The organism is Acidibrevibacterium fodinaquatile (genome assembly GCF_003352165.1).
In the GTDB taxonomy this organism is placed as follows: domain Bacteria; phylum Pseudomonadota; class Alphaproteobacteria; order Acetobacterales; family Acetobacteraceae; genus Acidibrevibacterium; species Acidibrevibacterium fodinaquatile.
On record NZ_CP029176.1, the window covers coordinates 3668198 to 3688851 of the forward strand.

At 67.7% G+C, this 20654-nt stretch carries 20 protein-coding genes; 12 read left to right on the forward strand and 8 right to left on the reverse strand.

Features of this window, described 5'->3' with window-relative positions; translation table 11 throughout:
• Positions 1 to 39 precede the first annotated feature (39 nt).
• Entirely contained in the window at positions 40 to 423 is a 384-nt protein-coding gene (locus tag DEF76_RS17345; RefSeq protein WP_240319051.1) for a hypothetical protein, read from the forward strand.
• Between the two features lie 195 nt (positions 424 to 618).
• Positions 619 to 852: a hypothetical protein gene (locus tag DEF76_RS17350; protein ID WP_114913361.1), complete on the forward strand. Its 234-nt coding sequence runs from the start codon at positions 619 to 621 to the stop codon at positions 850 to 852.
• A gap of 36 nt (positions 853 to 888) precedes the next feature.
• Here the strand turns inward: DEF76_RS17350 and DEF76_RS17355 are convergent, their stop codons facing one another.
• Entirely contained in the window at positions 889 to 3051 is a 2163-nt protein-coding gene (locus tag DEF76_RS17355; RefSeq protein WP_162800733.1) for a hypothetical protein, read from the reverse strand.
• A 232-nt stretch (positions 3052 to 3283) separates the two neighbouring features.
• On the opposite strand from DEF76_RS17355, the gene DEF76_RS17360 reads away from it, so the two are divergent.
• The 4 genes from DEF76_RS17360 to DEF76_RS17375 all read left to right on the forward strand — a co-directional run bounded on the left by DEF76_RS17360 (position 3284) and on the right by DEF76_RS17375 (position 7336).
• Entirely contained in the window at positions 3284 to 4600 is a 1317-nt protein-coding gene (locus tag DEF76_RS17360; RefSeq protein WP_114913363.1) for an NAD(P)/FAD-dependent oxidoreductase, read from the forward strand.
• 4 nt (positions 4601 to 4604) lie between these two features.
• On the forward strand, positions 4605 to 5558 hold the full coding sequence (locus DEF76_RS17365) for a PaaX family transcriptional regulator C-terminal domain-containing protein (RefSeq protein WP_240319052.1): 954 nt from the start codon (positions 4605 to 4607) through the stop codon (positions 5556 to 5558).
• Positions 5559 to 5777: 219 nt separating this feature from the next.
• Positions 5778 to 6734, forward strand: coding sequence for an iron exporter MbfA (gene mbfA, locus DEF76_RS17370; RefSeq protein ID WP_114913974.1), 957 nt, complete (start codon positions 5778 to 5780; stop codon positions 6732 to 6734).
• A gap of 17 nt (positions 6735 to 6751) precedes the next feature.
• The gene (locus DEF76_RS17375; RefSeq protein ID WP_114913365.1) at positions 6752 to 7336 is read left to right on the forward strand and encodes a cytochrome b; all 585 of its coding nucleotides are present in this window, start codon (positions 6752 to 6754) and stop codon (positions 7334 to 7336) included.
• On the opposite strand, the gene DEF76_RS17380 is transcribed toward DEF76_RS17375, so the two are convergent.
• Genes DEF76_RS17380 through DEF76_RS17390 form a run of 3 tightly spaced genes read right to left on the reverse strand, consistent with a single transcriptional unit; the run spans position 7317 to position 9310 of the window.
• Entirely contained in the window at positions 7317 to 7616 is a 300-nt protein-coding gene (locus tag DEF76_RS17380; protein WP_114913366.1) for a cupin domain-containing protein, read from the reverse strand. The two genes, DEF76_RS17375 and DEF76_RS17380, sit on opposite strands and share 20 nt — an antisense overlap.
• On the reverse strand, positions 7613 to 8770 hold the full coding sequence (locus DEF76_RS17385) for a GNAT family N-acetyltransferase (protein WP_240319053.1): 1158 nt from the start codon (positions 8768 to 8770) through the stop codon (positions 7613 to 7615). The genes DEF76_RS17380 and DEF76_RS17385 overlap by 4 nt, the downstream gene beginning before the upstream one ends.
• A gap of 57 nt (positions 8771 to 8827) precedes the next feature.
• Positions 8828 to 9310, reverse strand: a complete 483-nt coding sequence (locus tag DEF76_RS17390; protein ID WP_114913368.1) for a RidA family protein — start codon at positions 9308 to 9310, stop codon at positions 8828 to 8830.
• A 163-nt stretch (positions 9311 to 9473) separates the two neighbouring features.
• On the opposite strand from DEF76_RS17390, the gene DEF76_RS17395 reads away from it, so the two are divergent.
• A complete protein-coding gene (locus DEF76_RS17395; protein ID WP_114913369.1) occupies positions 9474 to 11060 on the forward strand; it encodes an outer membrane protein assembly factor BamB family protein in 1587 nt (528 codons plus the stop codon).
• Positions 11061 to 11108: 48 nt separating this feature from the next.
• Here DEF76_RS17395 and DEF76_RS17400 read toward each other — a convergent pair whose 3' ends face one another.
• The 4 genes from DEF76_RS17400 to DEF76_RS17415 all read right to left on the reverse strand — a co-directional run bounded on the left by DEF76_RS17400 (position 11109) and on the right by DEF76_RS17415 (position 15793).
• Positions 11109 to 11507: a MarR family winged helix-turn-helix transcriptional regulator gene (locus DEF76_RS17400; protein ID WP_114913370.1), complete on the reverse strand. Its 399-nt coding sequence runs from the start codon at positions 11505 to 11507 to the stop codon at positions 11109 to 11111.
• Between the two features lie 46 nt (positions 11508 to 11553).
• Positions 11554 to 12969, reverse strand: a complete 1416-nt coding sequence (locus tag DEF76_RS17405; protein ID WP_114913371.1) for a leucyl aminopeptidase family protein — start codon at positions 12967 to 12969, stop codon at positions 11554 to 11556.
• Complete coding sequence (htpG, locus tag DEF76_RS17410) at positions 12966 to 14834, reverse strand: molecular chaperone HtpG (RefSeq protein WP_114913372.1); 1869 nt, start codon at positions 14832 to 14834, stop codon at positions 12966 to 12968. Before htpG ends, DEF76_RS17405 begins: the two co-directional genes overlap by 4 nt.
• A 95-nt stretch (positions 14835 to 14929) precedes the next feature.
• Positions 14930 to 15793, reverse strand: coding sequence for a class I SAM-dependent methyltransferase (locus tag DEF76_RS17415; RefSeq protein WP_162800734.1), 864 nt, complete (start codon positions 15791 to 15793; stop codon positions 14930 to 14932).
• Between the two features lie 177 nt (positions 15794 to 15970).
• On the opposite strand from DEF76_RS17415, the gene rpoZ reads away from it, so the two are divergent.
• From rpoZ to rnc, 5 genes are all read left to right on the forward strand, one after another.
• Positions 15971 to 16378 (forward strand): DNA-directed RNA polymerase subunit omega, encoded by a 408-nt coding sequence (gene rpoZ, locus DEF76_RS17420; RefSeq protein WP_114913374.1) that lies wholly within the window; start codon positions 15971 to 15973, stop codon positions 16376 to 16378.
• A 23-nt stretch (positions 16379 to 16401) separates the two neighbouring features.
• On the forward strand, positions 16402 to 18687 hold the full coding sequence (locus DEF76_RS17425) for a RelA/SpoT family protein (RefSeq protein ID WP_408842379.1): 2286 nt from the start codon (positions 16402 to 16404) through the stop codon (positions 18685 to 18687).
• Positions 18688 to 18697: 10 nt separating this feature from the next.
• Positions 18698 to 19105 (forward strand): holo-ACP synthase, encoded by a 408-nt coding sequence (gene acpS, locus DEF76_RS17430; RefSeq protein ID WP_114913375.1) that lies wholly within the window; start codon positions 18698 to 18700, stop codon positions 19103 to 19105.
• 116 nt (positions 19106 to 19221) lie between these two features.
• The gene (gene lepB, locus DEF76_RS17435; RefSeq protein ID WP_114913976.1) at positions 19222 to 19959 is read left to right on the forward strand and encodes a signal peptidase I; all 738 of its coding nucleotides are present in this window, start codon (positions 19222 to 19224) and stop codon (positions 19957 to 19959) included.
• Positions 19911 to 20648, forward strand: a complete 738-nt coding sequence (rnc, locus tag DEF76_RS17440; RefSeq protein WP_114913376.1) for a ribonuclease III — start codon at positions 19911 to 19913, stop codon at positions 20646 to 20648. The genes lepB and rnc overlap by 49 nt, the downstream gene beginning before the upstream one ends.
• The last annotated feature ends 6 nt before the right edge of the window (positions 20649 to 20654 follow it).

Below are 20654 nucleotides of genomic sequence, written 5' to 3' on the forward strand. Positions count from 1 at the left end.
TAACATCCGTCTCCCGCCGCCAATGAGGAGTCCCGCGCCATGGCCAGCATCGCCCGCATGACCCACACCTCGCACCGTTTCCCCGCCGCCAGAGCCCCGCAGACCATCCCTTTCCGCAGCGCCGAGGAGGCTTGGCTGTGGACCATGGCGGCCCTCGTCGCCCGGCGCGATGGCGCCCGCGTGCGCGCTGGCATCGGCCGCGCGCCACGCCCGTGCGAGCCTGATGATGTGGTCAAATGCCTCGATACCCTCTATCGCCGCCGCCGCATCGACCTCGTCCATGCCCGCATTTTGCGCGTTTGGGGCGAACGGCAAGCGGCGCCGAATCCCGGCTTTGCCACCGAGCGCAGCGATTGGCGGCTGTGGCGCGAGGCGCTCGAGCGGCTGGAATGGCTGCTCCGCGTCAAGGGTATCGTCGCGTGATCGCGGCATCGGGATATACATGGCAGGGGTATGACGAAATTTTTAGGAAAATAGTCTTGACGCGTGTCAACTGACGGTTTAAATAATGCTTATCAACGGGCGAAATACGTTCGTTGGTTCCTCCTTCTTCCCAACCTGAAGGGCCGCACCTCCCCCCGGTGCGGCCCTTTCCTTGTACGCGCAAAGGAAACCGCCATGGCGCTCGCCACCCGCAATCTCTCGGTGCTCTCCTACGCCCAAGGCTTCACCCTCTGGCACTACAAGGCCGATAGCGAGCGCCTCGACGATGTCACCGCACCGGGCTTCTTCCGCGACGCCGGCGACCTCCTCGCCCCCGGCGACATGCTGATGATCTCGGCGCGCGATGGCGGGCAGATCCTCACCGTCACCCGCGGCGCCAACCACCCCACCCTCGCCCCGCTCCGTTGAGACCGCCGGCGGCGATCGCGCGGCGTTAACCGAGGGCTAGCGCAAGCCCAGCAGCCGCCGCAATTGGCTGACGCGGTGACGAAACTCGGCATGGGTCATATCCGGCAGCGGCCAGGGCAGGCTGGCCCTGACCGCGCCGGCGCGCCAAGGGGCGCCGGCCGGGGCAGTGGCAAGGCGCTGCAAACTCGCCAACGGGCGCAACAGCAATTCGTGCAGCGGCAGCGGGTTGATCGCCGCCGAGATGCGCCGCCCATCGATCCCGTGGACGAACGGAATGGTGTTGATCGCCCGCACCTCGCGTGCGTTCGGCCGGCGCAGCAGGCCGGCGATGTCAAAGAGCGCCGAAGCCGGGTCGATCTGGTCGGGCCAGGCACCATCGAGCAGTGCTGCGAGCGCATCGATCTCGGCGAGGCAGTCCCGCTCCAGTGCCGCGAAGAAGGCGGCGCGGATCGCACCCGCCGGCGCCTGTTCGATGGCGTGCACGGCGCGGAAGCGGCCTTCTGCCGCGACGTAATGCGCAACCGAGCCGTGCGGGGCGGAAAAGAAAAGCTCCAGCAGGACCGGCCCCTCGCGGATGAGATCGCAGAGCGGTTCGGGATGGCCGAAGCTGAAAAGATAGCCCGACGCGGTGCGTGGCGTGAGGCCACGGCGCAGCGCCGCCGGGAAAAGCCCGAGATAACAGCCAAACAGATCCTCGTCGGCGAGCCCCGCAAGCCGCGCCAGGTGGCGCTGGATCGAGCCATGCCAGCCGATATCGACGATCATCCGCCGCCCCGGCGCGAGAAAATCCTCGCCGGCGAGATAGCCGAGCGCCGCTTCCCGCCGCGCCGCCAAAGCCGCGCTGATCAATGCCGGCTGCGTCGCGATCAAACGCTCGGCGGCGGCGAGACAAAGCCCAACTTCGTCTTCCACGATCCGCGCCGGGTCGAAACCGAGGCCGGCAAGCAGCGGGGCCACGGTCTCGGCCGCGACCCCGAGCGGCGCGAGGATGGCGGCGAGGCGATCGCCACTCACCGTGTGCGCCAGCGCCTCGGCCAGCGCCTTGGGGTCATCGCCGAGACCGGGCAGCACGATCGCCTGGCGAGACACTTCGAGATAGTGCAACTCGACGGGATCGCCGCGCTTTGCCGCGATCCGGCGGGCGATGGCGAGCGGCAGATAGCCGTCGCGGGCGGTGAAATAGATCCGGCGAATGCCGAGCCGGCGCGCCTCGGCGAGCACGAACAGGGCAAAGCCGAGCATCAGCAGGCTGATATAATAGGCGAGCGGTTTTTCCCCGCCCTCACCGCCGCCGATATCGCCGCCGGCGCGCCTCCCGACCGGCGCCGGCCGGGGGGCACGGCGGCGGCTGTGAAGGAGGCGGAGGGTCACGTCGCCGGCAGCGACCGCTTCGTCCTCGGGCGGGGCCGCGCGGTGCCGCAAAAGATGGGTTGCGAGCCCATGGGCGCGGGCGTGGGCAATATCGGAGACCGGATTGTCGCCGAGATGGATGATATCGCGCGCCGCGACGCCGAGATGCGCGAGCAGCCAGGCGAAGAGCCGCCCGCTCGCCTTGCTGCGCCTGGCATCTGCCGAGGAAATCACCTCGCAGGCGCCGCCGAAGCCGTTTTCGGCGAGAAGTGTCGCAAGCCAGGCGCCGGGCAGGATGGAATCGGAGAGGAAAATCAGCCGCTGCCCTGGCGCCAGCGTCGCCAGCGTGTCGCGCAGCGCCGGCACCGGCCGGCAAACCGTGCGCTCGGTCGCGAATTCCAGCGCCGCCGCCGCCACCGGGTCGGAAACCAGCCCTTGCGCGGCAAGGTATTCATAGACCTCGCTGATACGCACCTCGTCATGGCCGGCGTCGCGCGCCGCCTCGCGCGCCGCGTCCTCGGCGGCGAGGCGAAAGACGCGAAACGCCGCCGCATCGCAGGTGATCAGCCCGCACGCCCGCGCCCGGGCGCCGACGGCGAGCAGCACATCGGCCGGCCGCGCCAATTCGCGAACCAATGCCGTGTCGAAAATATCGCAGCTGACGACGGGATAGCGCGCAAGACGCTCGGCAAGTCCGCGCCCCGCCACGCGAGCGCCGCCGGCGGATTCGGCGCGGAATCGGGTGCCGAGCACCCGCATCGCGGTTTTCACGGCGCCATCGGAACCCGTGCCATGATCGCCCGCCCCCTCTCGCACGCCATTTTCCCCGCCCTTCCCGAGACGCGACATGACGCCTGCAAATGTCGCGACGCGCTTCGCCAAAATGCCAATACACGCAGTGATTGCAAGGCATTTTGTCAAATTAAGATTATCCTCGCGGCCGCCGCCAAGGCAAGAAAAAAGCGTAACGCTCGGTGACCTAAATTCCGCGACGGCGATGATCGCCATGCGGGGTAAGAACTCTGTTCGTTTCCGTAGCGCCTCGTCCTATTCTGGCGGCTCGGAATCGCGGGAGGCAATCATGGCGGCGGGCGCGCATCATATCGTCATCGTCGGCGGCGGGGCTGGCGGGCTAGAGCTTGCAACCCGGCTCGGCGACCGTTTCGGCCGGCGCGGCGAGGCGCGCATCACGCTCGTCGATAAATCGCGCACCCATCTCTGGAAACCGCTTCTCCACGCGGTCGCCGCCGGCAGCCTCGACCGCGCCGCCCATGACCTGAGCTATCTCGCGCAAGCGCATTGGCACCATTTCCGCTTTCGCCTCGGCGAGATGATCGGCATCGACCGAGCGCGGCGCGAAATCGCGCTCGGCGCGGTGTTCGACGAGGAGGGGCGCGAGGTCACCGCGCCCAGCGTCATCCCCTATGACACGCTGGTCATGGCGCTCGGCAGCGTCACCAATGATTTCGGAACGCCCGGGGCGTCGCGCTTCGCGGTGCCGCTCGAGACCCCGGATCAGGCGGCGCGGTTCAATCGCCGGCTGATCAACGCCTTCATCCGGGCCCAGACCCAGACCGGGCCGGTGCGGCCCGGCCAGCTCGGCGTCGTCATCATCGGCGCCGGCGCGACCGGCACCGAACTCGCCGCCGAACTCCATCACACCACCCGCGCCGTCGTCGCCTATGGTCTTGACCGCATCGATCCGAGCAAAGACATCGCGATCACCCTGGTCGAAGCGGCGCCGCGCATCCTGCCGGCGCTGCCCGAGCGCATCGCGCAGGCGACGGAGGGACTGCTCACCAAACTCGGCGTTGCGGTGCGCACCGCCGCCCGGGTGGTCGAGGTGACGGCCGACGGGGTTCGCCTCGCCGATGGCAGTTTTCTGCCCTCTGAGCTGGTGATCTGGTCGGCGGGCGTGAAGGGGCCGGATTTTCTCGCGACGCTCGACGACCTCGAAGTCAATCGGATCAACCAGCTCGTGGTCACCGAGACGTTGCAGACGACGCGCGATCCGGCGATTTTTGCCCTCGGCGACTGTGCCGCCTGCCCCCGTCCCGGCTTCGAAACCCCGGTGCCGCCGCGCGCCCAGGCGGCGCATCAGCAGGCCTCGCATCTCTATCGCCAGATACCGCGCCGCCTGCGCGGCGAGGCTGTGCAACCTTTCGTCTATCGCGATTTCGGCTCGCTGGTCTCGCTCGGCCATTACAGCACGGTGGGCAGTCTGATGGGGTTTCTGGTCGGGCGCAGCTTTTTCATCGAAGGCTATTTCGCCCGCATGATGTATCGCTCGCTCTACAAAATGCACCAATACGCGCTGCACGGCACCGGCACCGTGCTGCTCGAAACCCTCGCCCGCGCGCTCGACCGCCGCGCCGACCCGCCGGTCAAGCTGCACTGAGCGTGTGACGAGACCCCCGTGTCGCGAAAATCCGCTCTTCTTTTTCACGGTCGATGGCGTGTCGGGCGCTGAGCCGGCAGCGCCGCTCGCGCCTACCCTTGCCGCGCTGCATGCGGCGCCGCTCCGCGTCGGGTCGATCATCATCACCCTTTATGGCGACGCCATCGTGCCGCGCGGGGCGACGCTCGATCTCGCGGCCATGCTGCGGATTTTCGCAGCGATGGGGATCGGCCCCGGCGCCGTCAGAACCGCGGTCTCGCGCCTCGCCGCCGATGGCTGGCTCGCGGGCGCCAAGGTCGGCCGCGCGAGCTTCTATCGTTTGACCGCCAAGGGGGATGCGATCTTCGCGGCCGCCGCGCGGCGGATCTATCGCGCCGCGCCGCCGCCCTGGGACGGGGTGCTGCGCCTCGTGCTGCTGCCTCCTGAGATCGCGACGGAGGCGGCGCGGGCGGCGCTGCTCGAGGCCGGTTGCGGTTCGCCGCTGCCGGGTCTCTGGATCGTGCCGCAAGGCACGGCGCGGGCGGCGCCGGCGGGGGCGATACAGCTCGAGGCCCGCGCCGATGATGCGGCCGAAGGCCGGCGCCTCGCCGCGCTGGCGTGGCCGCTGGCACGGCTCGCCGGCGGCTATGAGCGGTTCGTCGCGCTGTTTGCCCCGCTTGCGCGCTGGCTCGCGGCGGGCGGCGCGCTCACCGAGATGGAGGCGCTGGTCGCGCGCCTCCTGCTCATTCACCAGTATCGCCGGGTGATTCTGCATGACCCCGACCTGCCGCTCGCGCTGTTGCCGCCGGAGTGGCCGGGGACGGCGGCGCGCGCTTTGTGCCGGCGGTTGCATGCGGCGCTCTTTCCCGCCTCCGAAGCCTGGCTCGACCGGCATGCGCGCACCCCGGAGGGCCATCTCCCGCCGCGCGATGCCGATTCTTATCCACGCTTTTCAGAAGACAGCCAACATTGGAAATGAAAATCATTTGCAATTTCAATAAAAATGAAGACCAAACCGATCATCTTGTGCAAAAACTTTCATCATCTTCGCTATTGCGGCGGGTGAAAAAATTGACCACTTATGGTCGCGGTCCGCAAGCCATCGCCTGATGGCGTTTCGGGCGATTTGAACAAAAATATACTTCTTCCCGTTCAGCGCCGGCGCCGCGCCGGGGCGCAAGAAGCCAAGAGGTTTCCCATGCGTGATTTTTCCGATCTCGGCGAGCGCGAGATCCTCGCGCTCGCAATCAGCAACGAGGAAGAAGACAGCCGCATCTACGCCGACTACGCCGAAGCGCTGCGCGAGCATTTCCCGGCCTCGGCCAAGGTGTTCACCGAAATGGCGCAGGAGGAGAACGAGCACCGGCGCCGCCTGATCGAACTCTATCAGGAGAAATTCGGCGAACACATCCCGCTCATCCGCCGCCAGGATGTGCGCGGCTTCGTGCAAAGAAAGCCGGTTTGGCAGATGCGCGAGATCCGGGTCGAGACGGTGCGCAAGCAGGCCGAATTGATGGAAATGGAGACCCAGCGCTTTTATCGCCAGGCCGCGAGCCGCAGCACCGATGCCTCGATCCGCAAATTGCTCGGCGATCTCGCCGAGGCCGAGGCCGAACACGAAACCACCGCCGAGAAGCTGGTCGCCGAAAACCTCACCCGCGACGCCCGCGCCGAGGAGGAACACACGGCGCGGCAGATGTTCGTCCTGCGTTATGTCCAGCCCGGGCTCGCGGGCCTGATGGATGGCTCGGTTTCGACGCTGGCGCCGCTGTTTGCCGCCGCTTTTGCCACCGGCCAGTCCTGGAACGCCTTCGTCGTCGGCCTCGCCGCCTCGCTCGGGGCGGGGATTTCGATGGGATTTGCCGAGGCGCTTTCCGATAACGGCAGCCTCACCGGGCGCGGCGCGCCGTTGCTGCGCGGCGTCATCTGCGGCGCGATGACCACGCTCGGCGGGCTCGGCCACAGCCTGCCCTACCTGATCCCGCGTTTCTGGACGGCGACCGCGCTCGCCATCGCGGTGGTGGTGGTCGAACTCGCCGCCATCAGCTGGGTGCGCTGGCGCTACATGGACACCCCCCCCTTCGCCGCCGCCTTTCAGGTCGCCTTTGGCGGCGCGCTGGTGTTCGGGGTCGGCATTTTGATCGGCAGCAGTTAAGAGGAAGACGCCCAAAGATGACCCAAGAACGCTATGATCCTCTGACCCTGGTGCTGCACTGGCTCACGGTCGCGCTGGTTTTGACGCTCTGGAGCATCGCGCAGCTATGGGACTGGCTGCCGCGCGGCTCGGCGCCGCGGCATGCCGCGCAAGCGCTGCATGTTTCGCTCGGGCTGGTGTTCATCCTGGTGCTGGCGACGCGGCTTCTCTGGCGCGCCACCGCCGGGCGGCGCCTCGCCCCGCCGCCGGGGCCGCGCAGCCTGGTGTTGGCGGCGCGGGCGATGCACGGCGCGCTTTATCTGTTGCTCGTTGCGATGGCGATCAGCGGACCGCTCAACCGCTCGGCCGGCGGCGATCCGCTCGGCTTCTTCGGCCTCTTCACGTTGCCGCCGCTGCTCGCCAAGGATAAGGCTTTGGCCGAGACCATCAATGATGTTCACGGCACCATCGCGACGATCATTCTCATTCTCGCCGGCCTGCACGCGGCGGCGGCGCTGGCGCATCATTATCTCTGGCGCGACGGCGTGCTCGCCCGCATGCTGCCGGGGCGCGCGCCGCGCGATGGCGCGGCCGCCGCGCCTCTCAGCCCGGGCGGTCCTTGAGTTCGATTTCGAGAAACGCGAGCGCCGCGGTGCCGCCATTGCTGACATCGTGCTCCACCCCGGCCTTGCGGAAATAGGGGCTGCCGGGTTGCAGCGGCGTCTCGGTCTGCCCGGTCGCTGAGACCGCCCGCAGCAAGCCCTCGGTCAGCGGCACCACCAGGTAATCGAAGCCGTGGCGATGATGCCCGGTCGCAGCATTTGGCGCGAGGCGCCATTCCGTCACCCGGATTTCCTCGCGGTCGATGAGGATGCGGTGTTCGGCGGTGTGGTGAGAGGTCATGGCGTGCTGGTCTCCTCGGCGTCGTCGTTACGGAAAGGCGTGAAGGCACGAAGATCAGCCTCCCGCGCCGCGATCGCGAGGCGCTCGGCTTCGAGAAAATCCCCAACCGCGCGGCGCAGCCCGGCATGGGCGATCCAATGCGCGGAATAGGTCGGGGTCGGCAAATAGCCGCGCGCCAGTTTATGCTCTCCCTGCGCCCCGGCCTCAACCCGCGCCAATTGATGCGCGATCGCGTATTCGATGGCACGATAATAGCAGAGTTCGAAATGGAGGAACGGCCAGTCGCCGATCGCCCCCCAGGTGCGGCCATAAAGCGCCGTGCGGCCGCGAAGATTGAGCGCGCCGGCGACCATTTGCCCGTCTTTCTCGGCGATCATCAGAATGACGGCCTCGCCGAGCCGCGCGGAAAGCAGGCTGAAGAACCGGCGCGGCAGATAGGCGCCGCCCCATTTCCGCTCCACTGTCGCGAGATAGAAGCGATAGAACGCATCCCAATGCCGCTCGCTGATCGCCGCCCCGGCAAGCGTATGCAGGGTGAGCCCTTGGGCCGCGACCTCGCGGCGCTCGCGGCGGATGGTCTTGCGCTTGCGTGACGAGAGGGAGCCGAGAAAATCCTCGAAATCGCCATAGCCGGCATTGTGCCAGTGAAATTGCAGCCCTTGGCGACGCAGCCACCCCGCCGCGCCGAGCGCTTGCCACTCGTCCTCGGTGCAGAAGGTGACATGCACGGAGGAGACGCCGAGACTGTCGCCGGTTGCCGCCAGCGCCTTGCCGAACGCCGCCGCGGTGACGCCGCTGTCGCGGCGGATCAGGAGCCGCGGCCCTGGCACCGGGCTGAACGGCACCGCGACCTGCAATTTCGGGTAATAGCGCCCGCCGGCGCGCTCGAACGCATCGGCCCAGGCGTGATCGAAGACATATTCGCCATAGCTGTGTGATTTGACGTACATCGGCGCAACGGCCGCGACCTGCCCGTGCGCATCGCGGAGCACGGCGTGGCGTGCGCGCCAGCCGGTGCGCGGCCCGACCGCGCCGCTATCTTCGAGGGCGGCGAGGAAGGCATGGCCGATGAAGGGATTATCCGCAATGTCGGCGCAGCCGTTCCAATCCTCGGCGGCGATCTCGGCGATGCGGTCATGCAGCGTGAGGCTCATTCCTTTGGCACCATCCGGCATCGTCGGCAGAGAGCGGCGCTTGGGGTGCGCTGCGGCTCAGGCGATCTCGAACATGCCCTCGATCTCGACCGCGAAATCGAGCGGCAGCGAGGGCACGCCGACGGTGGTGCGGGCGTGCCGGCCACGCTCGCCAAACACCGCGACGGCGAGATCGGAGGCACCGTTCATCACCCGCGCATGGTCGGTGAAGGCGGCGGTCGCGGCGATGAAGCCGCCGAGCCGCACGAGCCGCCGCAGCCGTCCGAAATCGCCATCGAGCGCTGCCCCGACTTGCGCCAGCAGATTGACGAAACAGAGCTGTGCTGCCCGAACACCGTCTTCGAGGCTGAGCCCGTCACCGAGTTTGCCGCGAATCCCTGTCTCGCCGAGGACCGACCCCTGGCCCGAGATCACCAGCAGAGTGCCGGAGATCGCAAACGGCAGATAATTGGCGACGGGGGCTGCCGGCTTGGGCAGGGCAAAACCGAGTTCGGCAAGGCGCGCGGTGATCGCCTCGGCACTCAGTGGGGCAGTCGGCATAGGCCATCTCCTCGAAAAAGCACCGCCCTGTCGAGCGGCGGGGGCATAGTTTCGCCCCGACGCTCGCCGGCGGCAAGCGCCGGAAACTGTGAGACGCCGTGGCGCGCGAAACGGCGCTAAACTGACCGAGACATTTATTTCCGCCACGGACCAGGAGAAACCGATGATCGCCCAGCTATCCGCCCGCGCCGCCATCGCGGCATTGCTCGCAGCGACCTGTCTCCGCCCCGCTTTCGCCCAACCCGCAACGCCCGCCGCCACCGATTTCCTCAACGCCGCGAGCGACGCCGACAATTGGATCCTGCCGGCAAAAAGCTACGCCAATAACCCGTTCACGCCGGCAACCGAGATCGACCGCGGCACCGTCACCAAACTCCATCTTGCCTGGCGCCATGAGGAGAAAGACGGGACGATCACGACGCCGCCTTTGGTGTGGCAGGGCACCCTGTTTCTCGCGACCGCGGACGGCGCGGTGATCGCCCTCGATGCCACCAAGGGTACGGAGAAATGGCGGGCTGCGGTGGCTTCCGGCCCCGGCCGGCTCGCGCTCTTTGACGGCCATGTCTTCCTCGCGACCGAGCGCGGGGCGCTGATCGCGCTTGATCCCGCGAGCGGCCATAAGATCTGGGAGGTCGCGGCGGCGCCGGGCGCGGGATTGGTGACCGCGCCGATGCCCTATCACAACCCGGCGACCGGCCAGGATCTGCTGCTGATCGGGATCGCCGCAACGCCCGAGGGTGGCAGCGGCGCCATCGCCGCCTTCGCCGCGCGCGACGGCCATCGCCTGTGGACCTGGAATACCATCCCCGGCGCGGGGATGGTGGGCCATGAGAGCTGGGGCGGCACGTCCGGGCAGCGTGGCGGCGTCTCGCCGGTCGGCATCGCCCTCTCACCCGCGACCCACACGCTTTTCGCGACCCTCGGCAGCCCCAATCCCGCCTATGACGGCACGGCCCGGCCCGGCGCCAACCTTTATAGCGATTCTCTGGTCGCGCTCGATCTCGCGACACAAGAGCCCAAGCTCCGCGGCTATCACCAGTTCATCGCGCACGACACCTGGAGTTGGGGGCTCTCGACGGCGCCGCTGCTGGCCGTTGGCCGGGTCGTCGACACGCAGCACGATCTCGTCATCGTTGGCGACAGAGGCGGCAATCTCTGGGTCAGCGATGGCGACAATGGCGCCCTGCTCGACCACTCCGCCTTGAGCTTCGTGAAAAACGGCGCGACCCGCGCGCCGGGCGGCGGCGCCGTGATGTGCCCGGCGATCGATGGCGGCATTCAAAGCCAGGGCGGCGCTTTCGACGTCCCCGACAATGCCCTCTTCATCGTCAGCGCCGACCAATGCGCCACCGTCCTCAATGGCAAGACGGGCAGCGATGTCAGTGTGCTTGGCCCCGGTGACACCAGTTTCAACGCCATCGCGGTGGCCAGCGGCACCTTCCTCTGGCGCCATCATTTCCCGCCGCTACATCTGCCGCCGCCGCCCTCGGCGTCGTTCGGAACGCCGAAGCTCGGGCCGCAGCTCGATAAGCTGATCGATGCCGGCGTGTTGCTCACCGCAAGCGGCCTCGTCTTCACCGGCACGCCAGACGGCAATCTCGTCGCCTATGCCGCGGAGAACGGCCGCGAACTCTGGCATGAGAGCGCAGGCGGGCCGATCACCGCGCCGGCCATCGCCTATCGCGCGGGCGGCCACGAAATCATCGCGGCCGTCGCCGGCGGGCGGATTACGGCCTTCACCGTCAAGTAAAAAAGCGGCGGCCGCGTCGAAAGGCGGGGCGAGATCGGGGGAGGGCGGTCAGCCGTTGGCGACCTTGCGCGGCGAGTCGCCGGCGGCTGCGCGCTTTTTCGCCTCCGCCGCGGCGTCGGCCATCATGTGTTTGAGATCGCGCAGCAACGCGCTGCCCTTCAAGGTCCGCTGCACGAGAACGCTGCGGCGATCCTGCGGATCGACCTTGCGGCGGGCGAGTTCCAGCTCGCCGAGGCGATCGAGGGCACGGGTGATCGCGGGCTTCGAGACGTGGAGATCGGCGGCCAAGCCACGGACGGTGTGGTTGCCGTCCTGCAGATAGCAGGTCAGGAACACCGCGAGCTGGCGCGCCGAGAGATCAGGGCCCTCGCGACGGACCAGGGAGACGACAGTGTCGCGGAGGATGGCGAGCAAGGTATCGGTGGTGGGATCAGGGGAGGCAGGCATGGTGTCAATCCTTCTTTTGGTCGCCTTTGGCCTGGCCGGAGAAATGCTAGCCAGAAAAATGCAAGCTGACCGCGGCGGCGATCGCCCGGGCGGCTTGGGCTTCGCCGCCTTCGGGCCGGCCAGGGCGTGTTGAGTCGTTCCAAGCATAGAGGTCGATATGCACCCAGGGCACGCCCGTCGCAATGAACCGTTCAAGAAATAACGCCGCGACGACCGCACCTCCATGTGTATTTCCCGCAATGTTGTTCAAATCTGCGACATGGCTGCGAAGCCATGTGCCGTAATCGGCCCAGAGTGGTAATTGCCAGAGCGGATCACAACAGGCTTTACCGGCCGCGAGCAGCCGTTCCGCCCAGATTTGATCATTGCTAAAAAGCGCCGGCAGATCCGGCCCGAGGGCCGAGCGTGCCGCACCGGTCAGGGTCGCGCAATCAATGATCAGGGTCGGCGCCTCCTCGCACGCCTCGGCGAGCAGATCGGCGAGCACCAGCCGCCCCTCGGCATCGGTATTGCCGATTTCGACGGTGAGACCCTTGCGGGTCGCGAGCACGTCGAGCGGGCGCATCGCCGCGCCAGAGACGCTGTTTTCGACGCAGCCGACGCGCAGCGCGAGCCGCACCGGGAGATCCGCCGCCATGATCATCCGCGCCGCCGCCATCACCACCGCGGCGCCACCCATATCCTTTTTCATCCGCAGCATGGCGGCCGACGGCTTCAGATCATAGCCGCCGCTGTCGAAACAGACCCCCTTGCCGCAGAGCGCGATCAGCGGCGCATCCGGCGCCGCCCGCGATCCCGCCCAACGCAGAATGGCGACCCGTGGCGCCCGCGCCGCCCCCCGCCCGACCGCCGCCAGCGCCGGGTAGCCGGCCTCGAGCGCGTGGTCGGCGATGATCTCGACATTCGCGCCAAACGCTTTGCCGAGTGCCGCGACCGCGTTCGCGAGTTCAGCCGGCCCGAGATGATTGGCCGGCATGTTGACGAGATCGCGGGCCATGATGATCGCCTCCGCCGCGACCCGCGACGCCTCGGTGCCGGCCGGCGCCACCAGCCGCGCCGGCTTGCGCGCGGGCGGCTTGAAGGACGTGAAGCGATAGGCGCCGAGGGCGAAGCCGAGGACCGCGCGCCCGGGATCATAATCACCCGGCGCGAGACGCCAGAGCGTGTCCTCGGGCAGGCGGAAGGGGAGATCGCCAAACGCCCAGGGTGATATGCCGGTGGGCGAAACACCGTCGTCGGCAACGCTCTCGCCAAGGCCGAGCACCGCGCCCGAAAGCCCTCCCTCGCCGGGAAGGAGGGAGAGTTCTCCCGCCTTGGCGGCGAAGCCGGTGGCCTCGAGGTAGCGCCGTGCCACCTCGGGAAGCTCATCGCGGAGTGCGGCGAGCCCCGCCGGCGCCACCGCGTAAAGCGGCAGCGCCGGCGCGCCATCGTCGGCGAGGGCGAGATCGATCGGCGGGCTCATGCCGCCGGCGCCGGTGCGAGCCCGCCGGCCATGAGCGCGGTGACGCGGCGCGCGAAGGCGGCGGCATCGGCCGGCGTCTCGCCCTCCTGCACGCGCGCGAGATCGAGGAGAGTCGCCGCAATCTCGGCGAGATCGCTGCTCTCGCCGCGCGCCGCAAGCGCCGTGATCAGGGGATGGCGGGGATTGATTTCGAGCACCGGCGGCGGCGCCGGGAAATCGCGCCCGGCGCGGCGCATCAGCCGCTCGCGGAAGAGATCGCCGCCGGCCAAGCCGGGAGCGAGGGCAACCGCACTTTCGACCAGCCGCTCGGAGGCGCGCACGTCCGAAACCCCGTCCCCGAGCGCGGTCTTGAGCGCGGCCGCGAGCGCGCTGACATCGGCAGCCGGCGCATCGGGCGCGGGCGCGAGCTTGGCGAGATCCTCGCCGCTCCGGATTGCGTTCCGGATCGGCTTATCCTCGAAGCTCGCGCAGCGATCGGGCCAGAACGCATCGATCGAGTCGGCGAGCAGCAGCACCTCGACGCCGGCGGCGCGGAATCCCTCAAGCAGCGGGGCGCGGCGCAGCGCCGCGACATTTTCCCCAGCGAGGAAGTAGATCGCCTCCTGCCCGGGTTTCATGCGCGCGACATAATCCGCAAGCGAGGTCCAGCCTTCGTTCGCGGTGGTGCGAAAGCGCGCGAGCGGCAGGATATCCTTCTGGTGCGCCTGATCCTCCCATAGCCCTTCCTTGAGGATCGGGCCGAAATTCTCCCAGAATTTTTCGTAACCCTCATCGTCCTTGGCGCGGGTCTTGAGTTCGGTCAGCACCCGGTTGGTCAGCGCGTTGCGGATCCGCCCCAGCACCGGGGTCGATTGCAGCATCTCGCGCGAGACATTGAGCGGCAGATCCTCGGTATCGACGACGCCTTGCACGAAGCGCAGCCAGCTCGGCAGCAGGCCGGCCTCGTCGGTGATGAACATGCGCCGCACATGGAGCCGCACGCGCGAGGCGCGCTCCTCCTCGACCACCGCGAAAGGTCGCATCTCGGGAATGAAGAGGAGGGCGTGGAACTCCATCGCGCCCTCGGCCTTCCAATGCAGCGTCGCCCAGGGCTTATCGAAGAGATGGCCGAGATGACGATAGAATTCGGTATAGGATTGTTCGCTGATCTCGGCCTTGGGCTTGCGCCAGAGCGCCGTGCCCTCGTTGGCGGGGAGATCCTTGCCGTCGCGCGCAATCGTCACCGGCCAGGTGATGTGATCGGCCCATTTGCGCACGATCGCCTCGAGCCGCACCGGGTCGAGGAACTCCTCGGCGTCGGCTTTGAGATGGAGGATGACGTCGGTCCCCGGCGTCTCGCGCGCGGCGGCGGCGAGGGCGAATTCGCCGCGCCCTTCCGAATGCCAGCGCCAGGCCTCCTCGCTGCCGGCGCGGCGCGAGATCACTTCGACGCGCTCGGCGACCATGAAGGCGGAATAAAAGCCGACCCCGAACTGGCCGATCAGGGTCGGCCGCTCCTCGGGCCGTGCCTTGGCGATCTCGGCGCTGAAAGCGCGGGTGCCGGAGCGGGCAATGGTGCCGAGATGGGTGATCAGATCGTCGCGGGACATGCCGATGCCGTCGTCGGAGATGGTCAGGAGGCGGCCGGGCTTGTCGGGCAGGATGCGGATCTTCGCCCCGTCCGGCAACGCCAGCGACGGCTCAGTCAACGCCTCGAAGCGGCGGCGGTCGAGCGCATCGGCGGCGTTGGCGACCAATTCACGAAGAAAAATCTCGCGCTCGGAATAAAGCGCGTGGACCACGAGATCGAGCAGCCGCCCGACCTCGGCGCTGAAATCATGCCGCTCCTCACTTTGGCCAGGAGCCTGGGATGCCGTCTCGGTCATGGGTGTCGATGTCCTCCTTTCGCGCCCCCGATATGCGCCGGATCGTTCGGGGGTTCAAGGAAGGCCAGCATCGCTGCCGCTGCCGGCAAGAGAGGTCAGCGTCGCCGCGCCGAAGCCATCATGACGGTCGCCGGCAGCGCGAGCCCGCCGCCGGGAAGGGTCGGAAAGCGCGCGAAGGCCGCCGTCATCTCTTCGTGCAGCGTCGCCCGCAGCGCGTCATCGGGACGTTTTTCCTCGACCAAGGCGCCGGAGGGGCCGAACAGGGTTGCGAGTTCGGCTTCTTCCGCGGCGCCCCGGCCGGCCAGCGTGACCGCAACGGGGGTGACGGTGATGGCCTCGAAACCCGCAGCGGCAAGGATGTCGCGGACATAATCGGCGTCGCTGAAGGCGAGTGGCCCGGGGCTTCGCGGCGGACGCGGCTTGGGCGGGCCGAGATGGCGGCGCGCGATCGCGTAGGGGATCTCCCAATGCGGATTGGCCTCGATCCCGGCCCAAGCGGCAAAGACCAGGCGCCCACCGGGCGCGAGGGCGGCGGCGATGTTGCGAAACGCGGCAATGGGATCGGCGAAGAACATCACCCCAAAGCGCGAGAGTGCCAGCGCGAAGGCGCCAGCGGGGAAAGGGTGGATCTGGGCGTCGGCGGCGAGGAGCTTGGCCTGGGCCGCCCCGGCCTCGCCGAGGCTTCTCTCGGCCAGCGCCAGCATCGGCGCCGAAATATCGACGCCAAGGACGCCTCCGGTGGCGCCGACCGCGGCGGCGAGGCGAAGCGTGGTCGCGCCGGCGCCGCAGCCGATCTCGAGGACCTGCTCGCCGGGGCGCGGCGCGGCTTCGCTGAGCAGCAGGTCATTGACCGGCGCGAGGCGCCCCTCCATCACCGCCGCCGCGCGCACCCATTTCGGCCCGGAGATCTCGTTCCAGTTCCGCCATTGCGCTTCATTGGGCGTCGGGGCTTCGTCCACGTCTCTTTCTCCTTGGCATCGGGGCCTTGGTATCGCGGGGGAGCCTAGACGCGTCTTGCGCATTTGGCCACCCGCGCGCGGGCCGGCCGCGGCCGATTGGCGCTTTTGGCTTGCTATTCGTCTCCCGCGCGCCTAAATCTCGCTATCCCCAACCATTGCAGCGTGGAGCATGCCCGTATGGCACGCGTGACTGTCGAGGATTGCGTCGAAAAAGTCCCCAATCGCTTCGAGCTGGTTTTGTTCGCGGCGCAGCGGGCGCGCAATCTCAGTCGCGGCGAGGAATTGACCATCGACCGCGACAACGACAAGAATCCGGTCGTCGCCTTGCGCGAGATCGCCGAGGAAACGATCGATACCGGCAAGCTCGAGAGCGATCTCATCCGCTCTCTGGCCCGCGCCCCGGAGCCGGAGCCGGCCGAGGAGGAGGTTGCGGATCTGATCCCGACCGAGCAGAATATTTTCGGCCTCCAGGATGTTGCCGCCGACGAGGAGCTGGGCAATCTGCCGCTCGATGGCGACGATCTGTCGCCGAGCGATCTCGAGGCCGCGATCGAGGCCGAGCTTTCCGGGCGTCCCCGCCGCTAGGCGGCAGCCGAAGGAGCCGGGCGGTGGCAGGGTATCGCGGCGGTAGCATCATCCCGGCGTTCCCGCGCCTCCCGGAAGGCGGCTTTTCGCAACCTTTTGCCCAACTCCCTGGCCATGCGCGGCTGTCCCCGGTCGAGGAACTGATCCGCCGCGTCACCCGCTATGCCCCCAAAGCCGATGGCGCGCTGATCGCCGCCGCCTATGACTTCGCGAGCGCCGCCCATGCCGAGCAGCGCCGCGACAATGGCGATCCTTACATCACCCACCCGCTAGCGGTCGCGACCATTCTCGCCGGCTATAAGCTCGATACCGCGAGCCTCTGCACCGCCCTGCTGCACGACACGATCGAGGACACCAAGGCGACGCTCGCCGAGATCGGCAGCCGTTTCGGCGCCGATGTCGCCGGTCTCGTCGACGGCGTGACCAAGCTCACCCGGCTCGAACTGCAATCGGACCGCACCAAGCAGGCGGAGAATTTCCGCAAGCTGGTGCTCGCGATCAGCAAGGATATCCGGGTCCTTCTGGTCAAGCTCGCCGACCGGCTGCACAATATGCGCACCCTCCATTTCGTGCGCGACCCCGCCCGGCGCGAGCGCATCGCCCGCGAGACGATGGAAATCTATGCCCCGCTCGCCGAGCGGATCGGCATGGATCAGGTCAAGACCGAGCTGCAAACCCTCGCCTTCGCTCAGATCGAGCCTGCCGCCTATGAAACCATCCAGGCCCGGCTCAATTTCCTCCGCGGCCAGGGGGCCGACGTCATCGAGGAGGTGCGGCGCGAATTGCGCAGCATTTGCGAGGCCGCCGGCGTTCCCGTGCTCGAGGTCACCGGGCGCGAGAAATCGCCGTTCTCGATCTGGGAGAAGATGCAGCGCCGCAAGGTGAGCTTCGAGCAGCTTTCCGACATCATGGCGTTCCGCATCGTGGTGCCGACACGCGAAGCTTGCTACGCCGCGCTTGGCGCCGTCCATGCCGCCTATCCGGTGATCGCCGGGCGCTTCAAGGATTATATTTCCACCCCGAAATCGAACCTTTATCAGAGCCTCCATACCGGCGTCACGCTGCGCCACCCGCGCAACCAGAAGATCGAGGTGCAGATCCGCACCCGCGCGATGCACGAGATCGCCGAAAACGGTGTTGCGACCCATTGGGCCTACAAAGCCGCCGGCAGCGCCGAGCCCGCCAATCTCAAAGAGGTGCAGCAATTCCGCTGGGTTCAGGATCTGCTCGAAATCCTCGAGGATTCCGCCGCACCCGACGAGTTCCTGGAAAACACCAAGCTCGAACTCTATGAAGATCAGGTCTTCTGCTTCACCCCGAAGGGCAAGCTGATCCCGCTGCCGCGCGGGGCGACGGCGGTGGATTTCGCCTATGCCGTCCATAGCCAGGTCGGCGATACCTGCGTCGGCGCCAAGGTGAACGGGCGGTTGGTGCCGCTCCGCTATCAGCTTCAGAACGGCGACCAGGTCGAGATCATGACCGCGCGCGGCGGCACGCCGTCGCCGCAATGGGAGCGCTTCTGCGTCACCGGCAAGGCGCGGGCGCGCATCCGCCGCTTCGTCCATCAGCAGCAGCGCCAGCAGAACCGGGATGAGGGCCACGCCATGCTGGTTCGCGCCTTCCGCCAGGAAGGGGTGGACGGCAGCGAGAAAACCCTCGAGACCACGCTCAAAGCCTTAAAGCAGGCCAGCCTCGAGGATCTTTTCATCGCCGTCGGCGCCGGCGCGATCGGGCCAAAGGAAGTCGTCCACGCCGCCTATCCGCAATTGCGCGAGGCCTCGCGCCCGCCGCGCATGGTTCCGAGCCTTGCCGACCGCGCGCCGCGCCATACCAGCGCCGCCGCCGATCCGGGCATGGCGATCACCGGCCTCATTGCCGGCATGGCGGTGCATTTCGCTGGCTGCTGTCATCCGCTGCCGGGCGAACCGATCGTCGGCATCATCGCCACCGGCAAGGGGGTCACGATCCACACCAAGACCTGCCAGACGCTCGAGCAATTCGCCGCGACCCCTGAGCGCTTCATCGATGTCGACTGGGACCTCGCTGCCCTCGGGCGCGACAAATCCGGCATGCATATCGGGCGCATCAGCGTGATTACCGGCAGCGAACCGGCGGCCATGAACAATCTTCTCAATGCCATCGTCAAACAGGACGGCAAGGTCGTTACTCTCCACACCGTCAATCGCCAGCAGGATTTTTGCGAGTTCCTGGTCGATGTCGAGGTGCGCGATCTCCGCCATCTCTCGCATGTCATCGCTGGCCTGCGGGCAATCCAGGGGATCTCCGAGGTGGAGCGCGCGCGGGCGTGAGGGGTTTCGCGTGATCCTCGGCCTCGGCACCGATCTCTGCGACATCAGGCGCATCGAGGCGGTGCTGGCGCGCCATGGCGAGCGTTTTCTGCGCCGCGTCTTCACCGAGACCGAGCGCCGGCGCGCCGCCCGCCGCGCCCCGGCGCTCGCCGCCGGCACCTTCGCCAAGCGCTTCGCCGCCAAGGAGGCCTGCGCCAAGGCGCTCGGCACCGGGTTTCGCGCCGGCGTCTTCATGGCCGATCTCGGCGTCGTCAATCTTCCCTCCGGCCAGCCGACGCTGGCGCTGACCGGTGGTGCCGCGGCGCGGCTCGCGGCCCTCACCCCCCCGGGAATGCAGGCTAAGATCGCGCTTTCCATGACCGACGAATACCCCTACGCCTTCGCCCAGGTGATCATTTCCGCAGACCCCGTGGCCTGAGCCGATGACGACATCGCGGCGCCGCACCCGCCCGGCTTGATGCATGACGGCTTGACAGGGGCATGGGCGGACGGCTTGATCCGCCCGCCTTTTTGACCGGAACGGAATCCCCACGCATGGCGCAAAGCAAACCCGGCGGCCTGATCGACAACGTCAAGACCATCGTCTATGCCGCGCTGATCGCGCTCGGCATCCGTACCTTCGCCTATGAGCCGTTCAACATTCCCTCAGGCTCGATGATTCCGACGCTGCTGGTCGGGGATTATCTCTTCGTCTCGAAATTCAGCTACGGCTATTCGCATTTCTCCTTCCCGCTATCGCCGCCGCTGTTTTCCGGGCGGATTTTCGGGCGCTTGCCCGAGCGCGGCGATGTCGTCGTCTTCAAGCTGCCGCGTGACACCTCGACCGATTACATCAAGCGCATCATCGGTCTGCCCGGGGACCGCATCCAAATGCGCGCGGGGCACCTCTATATCAACGACACCGAGGTGCCACGCGAGCCGGACGGCACCTATACCGTCACCGATGATGGGCCGAGCATGGTCTATAAGCGCTATATCGAGACGCTGCCCGGTGGTGTGCGCCATGAAATCCTCAAAGCCTCCGATGATGGGCCGCTCGACAACACCCAGGAATATCTGGTGCCGCCGGGCTATGTCTTCGCGATGGGGGATAACCGCGACAACAGCCTCGACAGCCGGGTCTTGAACGCGGTCGGCTTCATTCCGGTCGAAAATCTGGTCGGGCGGGCGCAATTCCTGTTCTTCTCGATCGATGCCGAGGCGCCGTGGTGGGAGATTTGGGAATGGCCGTTCGAGATCCGCTGGAGCCGGCTGTTCACCAGCATCCATTGAGCGATGACGAGCGCCTGGCGGCGGCGGCTGAGATCCTTGGCCACCGTTTCGCGCGCCCGGAATTGCTGGCCGAAGCGCTGACCCATCGTTCGGCGCTGCGCGGGCGGCATCGCATGGCGTCCAATGAGCGGCTGGAATTCGTCGGCGATCGTGTTCTCGGCCTTTTGGTCGCGGAATGGCTCGCCGAGCGTTTCGCGCGTGAGGACGAGGGGGCGCTCGGGCGGCGTCTCGCCCAACTCGTCTCGGGTCCGGTGCTGGCCGCGATCGCGGCGCGCCTGGCGCTGCCGGCGGTGCTCGCGGTGGCGCCGGGGGAGGCGCGCGCCGGGGTGCGCAAGCGGGCGAGCGTGCTGGCCGATGCGATGGAGGCGGTGATCGGCGCGCTTTATCTCGATGGCGGCCTGACGGTTGCGCGCGATTTCGTCCGCGCCGCTTACGCCCCGATGATGGCAGCGCAAGGCGCGCCCCCCAAGGATGCCAAGACCGCGTTGCAGGAATGGGTGCAGGCGCGCGGCCTGCCGCTGCCGGCCTATCGCGTCAGCGGCCGCGACGGGCCGCCGCATGCCCCGGAATTCGCGATCACCGTCACCATCGCCGCCGATCCGCCGATGGCGGGCCATGGCCGGGCGGGAACCAAGCAGGCGGCCGAGCAAGCCGCCGCCGCCGATCTTTTGAGCCGGCTTGCGCCGTGATCTCAC

Excerpts from the sequence above, each read along its gene's own strand:
- DEF76_RS17345 (WP_240319051.1), top strand. The coding sequence starts at position 40 with ATGGCCAGCATCGCCCGCATGACCCACACCTCGCACCGTTTCCCCGCC.
- DEF76_RS17350 (WP_114913361.1), top strand. The coding sequence starts at position 619 with ATGGCGCTCGCCACCCGCAATCTCTCGGTGCTCTCCTACGCCCAAGGC.
- DEF76_RS17355 (WP_162800733.1), bottom strand. The coding sequence starts at position 3,051 with ATGTCGCGTCTCGGGAAGGGCGGGGAAAATGGCGTGCGAGAGGGGGCG.
- DEF76_RS17360 (WP_114913363.1), top strand. The coding sequence starts at position 3,284 with ATGGCGGCGGGCGCGCATCATATCGTCATCGTCGGCGGCGGGGCTGGC.
- mbfA (WP_114913974.1), top strand. The coding sequence starts at position 5,778 with ATGCGTGATTTTTCCGATCTCGGCGAGCGCGAGATCCTCGCGCTCGCA.
- DEF76_RS17375 (WP_114913365.1), top strand. The coding sequence starts at position 6,752 with ATGACCCAAGAACGCTATGATCCTCTGACCCTGGTGCTGCACTGGCTC.
- DEF76_RS17380 (WP_114913366.1), bottom strand. The coding sequence starts at position 7,616 with ATGACCTCTCACCACACCGCCGAACACCGCATCCTCATCGACCGCGAG.
- DEF76_RS17385 (WP_240319053.1), bottom strand. The coding sequence starts at position 8,770 with ATGAGCCTCACGCTGCATGACCGCATCGCCGAGATCGCCGCCGAGGAT.
- DEF76_RS17390 (WP_114913368.1), bottom strand. The coding sequence starts at position 9,310 with ATGCCGACTGCCCCACTGAGTGCCGAGGCGATCACCGCGCGCCTTGCC.
- DEF76_RS17395 (WP_114913369.1), top strand. The coding sequence starts at position 9,474 with ATGATCGCCCAGCTATCCGCCCGCGCCGCCATCGCGGCATTGCTCGCA.
- DEF76_RS17400 (WP_114913370.1), bottom strand. The coding sequence starts at position 11,507 with ATGCCTGCCTCCCCTGATCCCACCACCGATACCTTGCTCGCCATCCTC.
- DEF76_RS17405 (WP_114913371.1), bottom strand. The coding sequence starts at position 12,969 with ATGAGCCCGCCGATCGATCTCGCCCTCGCCGACGATGGCGCGCCGGCG.
- htpG (WP_114913372.1), bottom strand. The coding sequence starts at position 14,834 with ATGACCGAGACGGCATCCCAGGCTCCTGGCCAAAGTGAGGAGCGGCAT.
- rpoZ (WP_114913374.1), top strand. The coding sequence starts at position 15,971 with ATGGCACGCGTGACTGTCGAGGATTGCGTCGAAAAAGTCCCCAATCGC.
- lepB (WP_114913976.1), top strand. The coding sequence starts at position 19,222 with ATGGCGCAAAGCAAACCCGGCGGCCTGATCGACAACGTCAAGACCATC.
- rnc (WP_114913376.1), top strand. The coding sequence starts at position 19,911 with ATGGCCGTTCGAGATCCGCTGGAGCCGGCTGTTCACCAGCATCCATTG.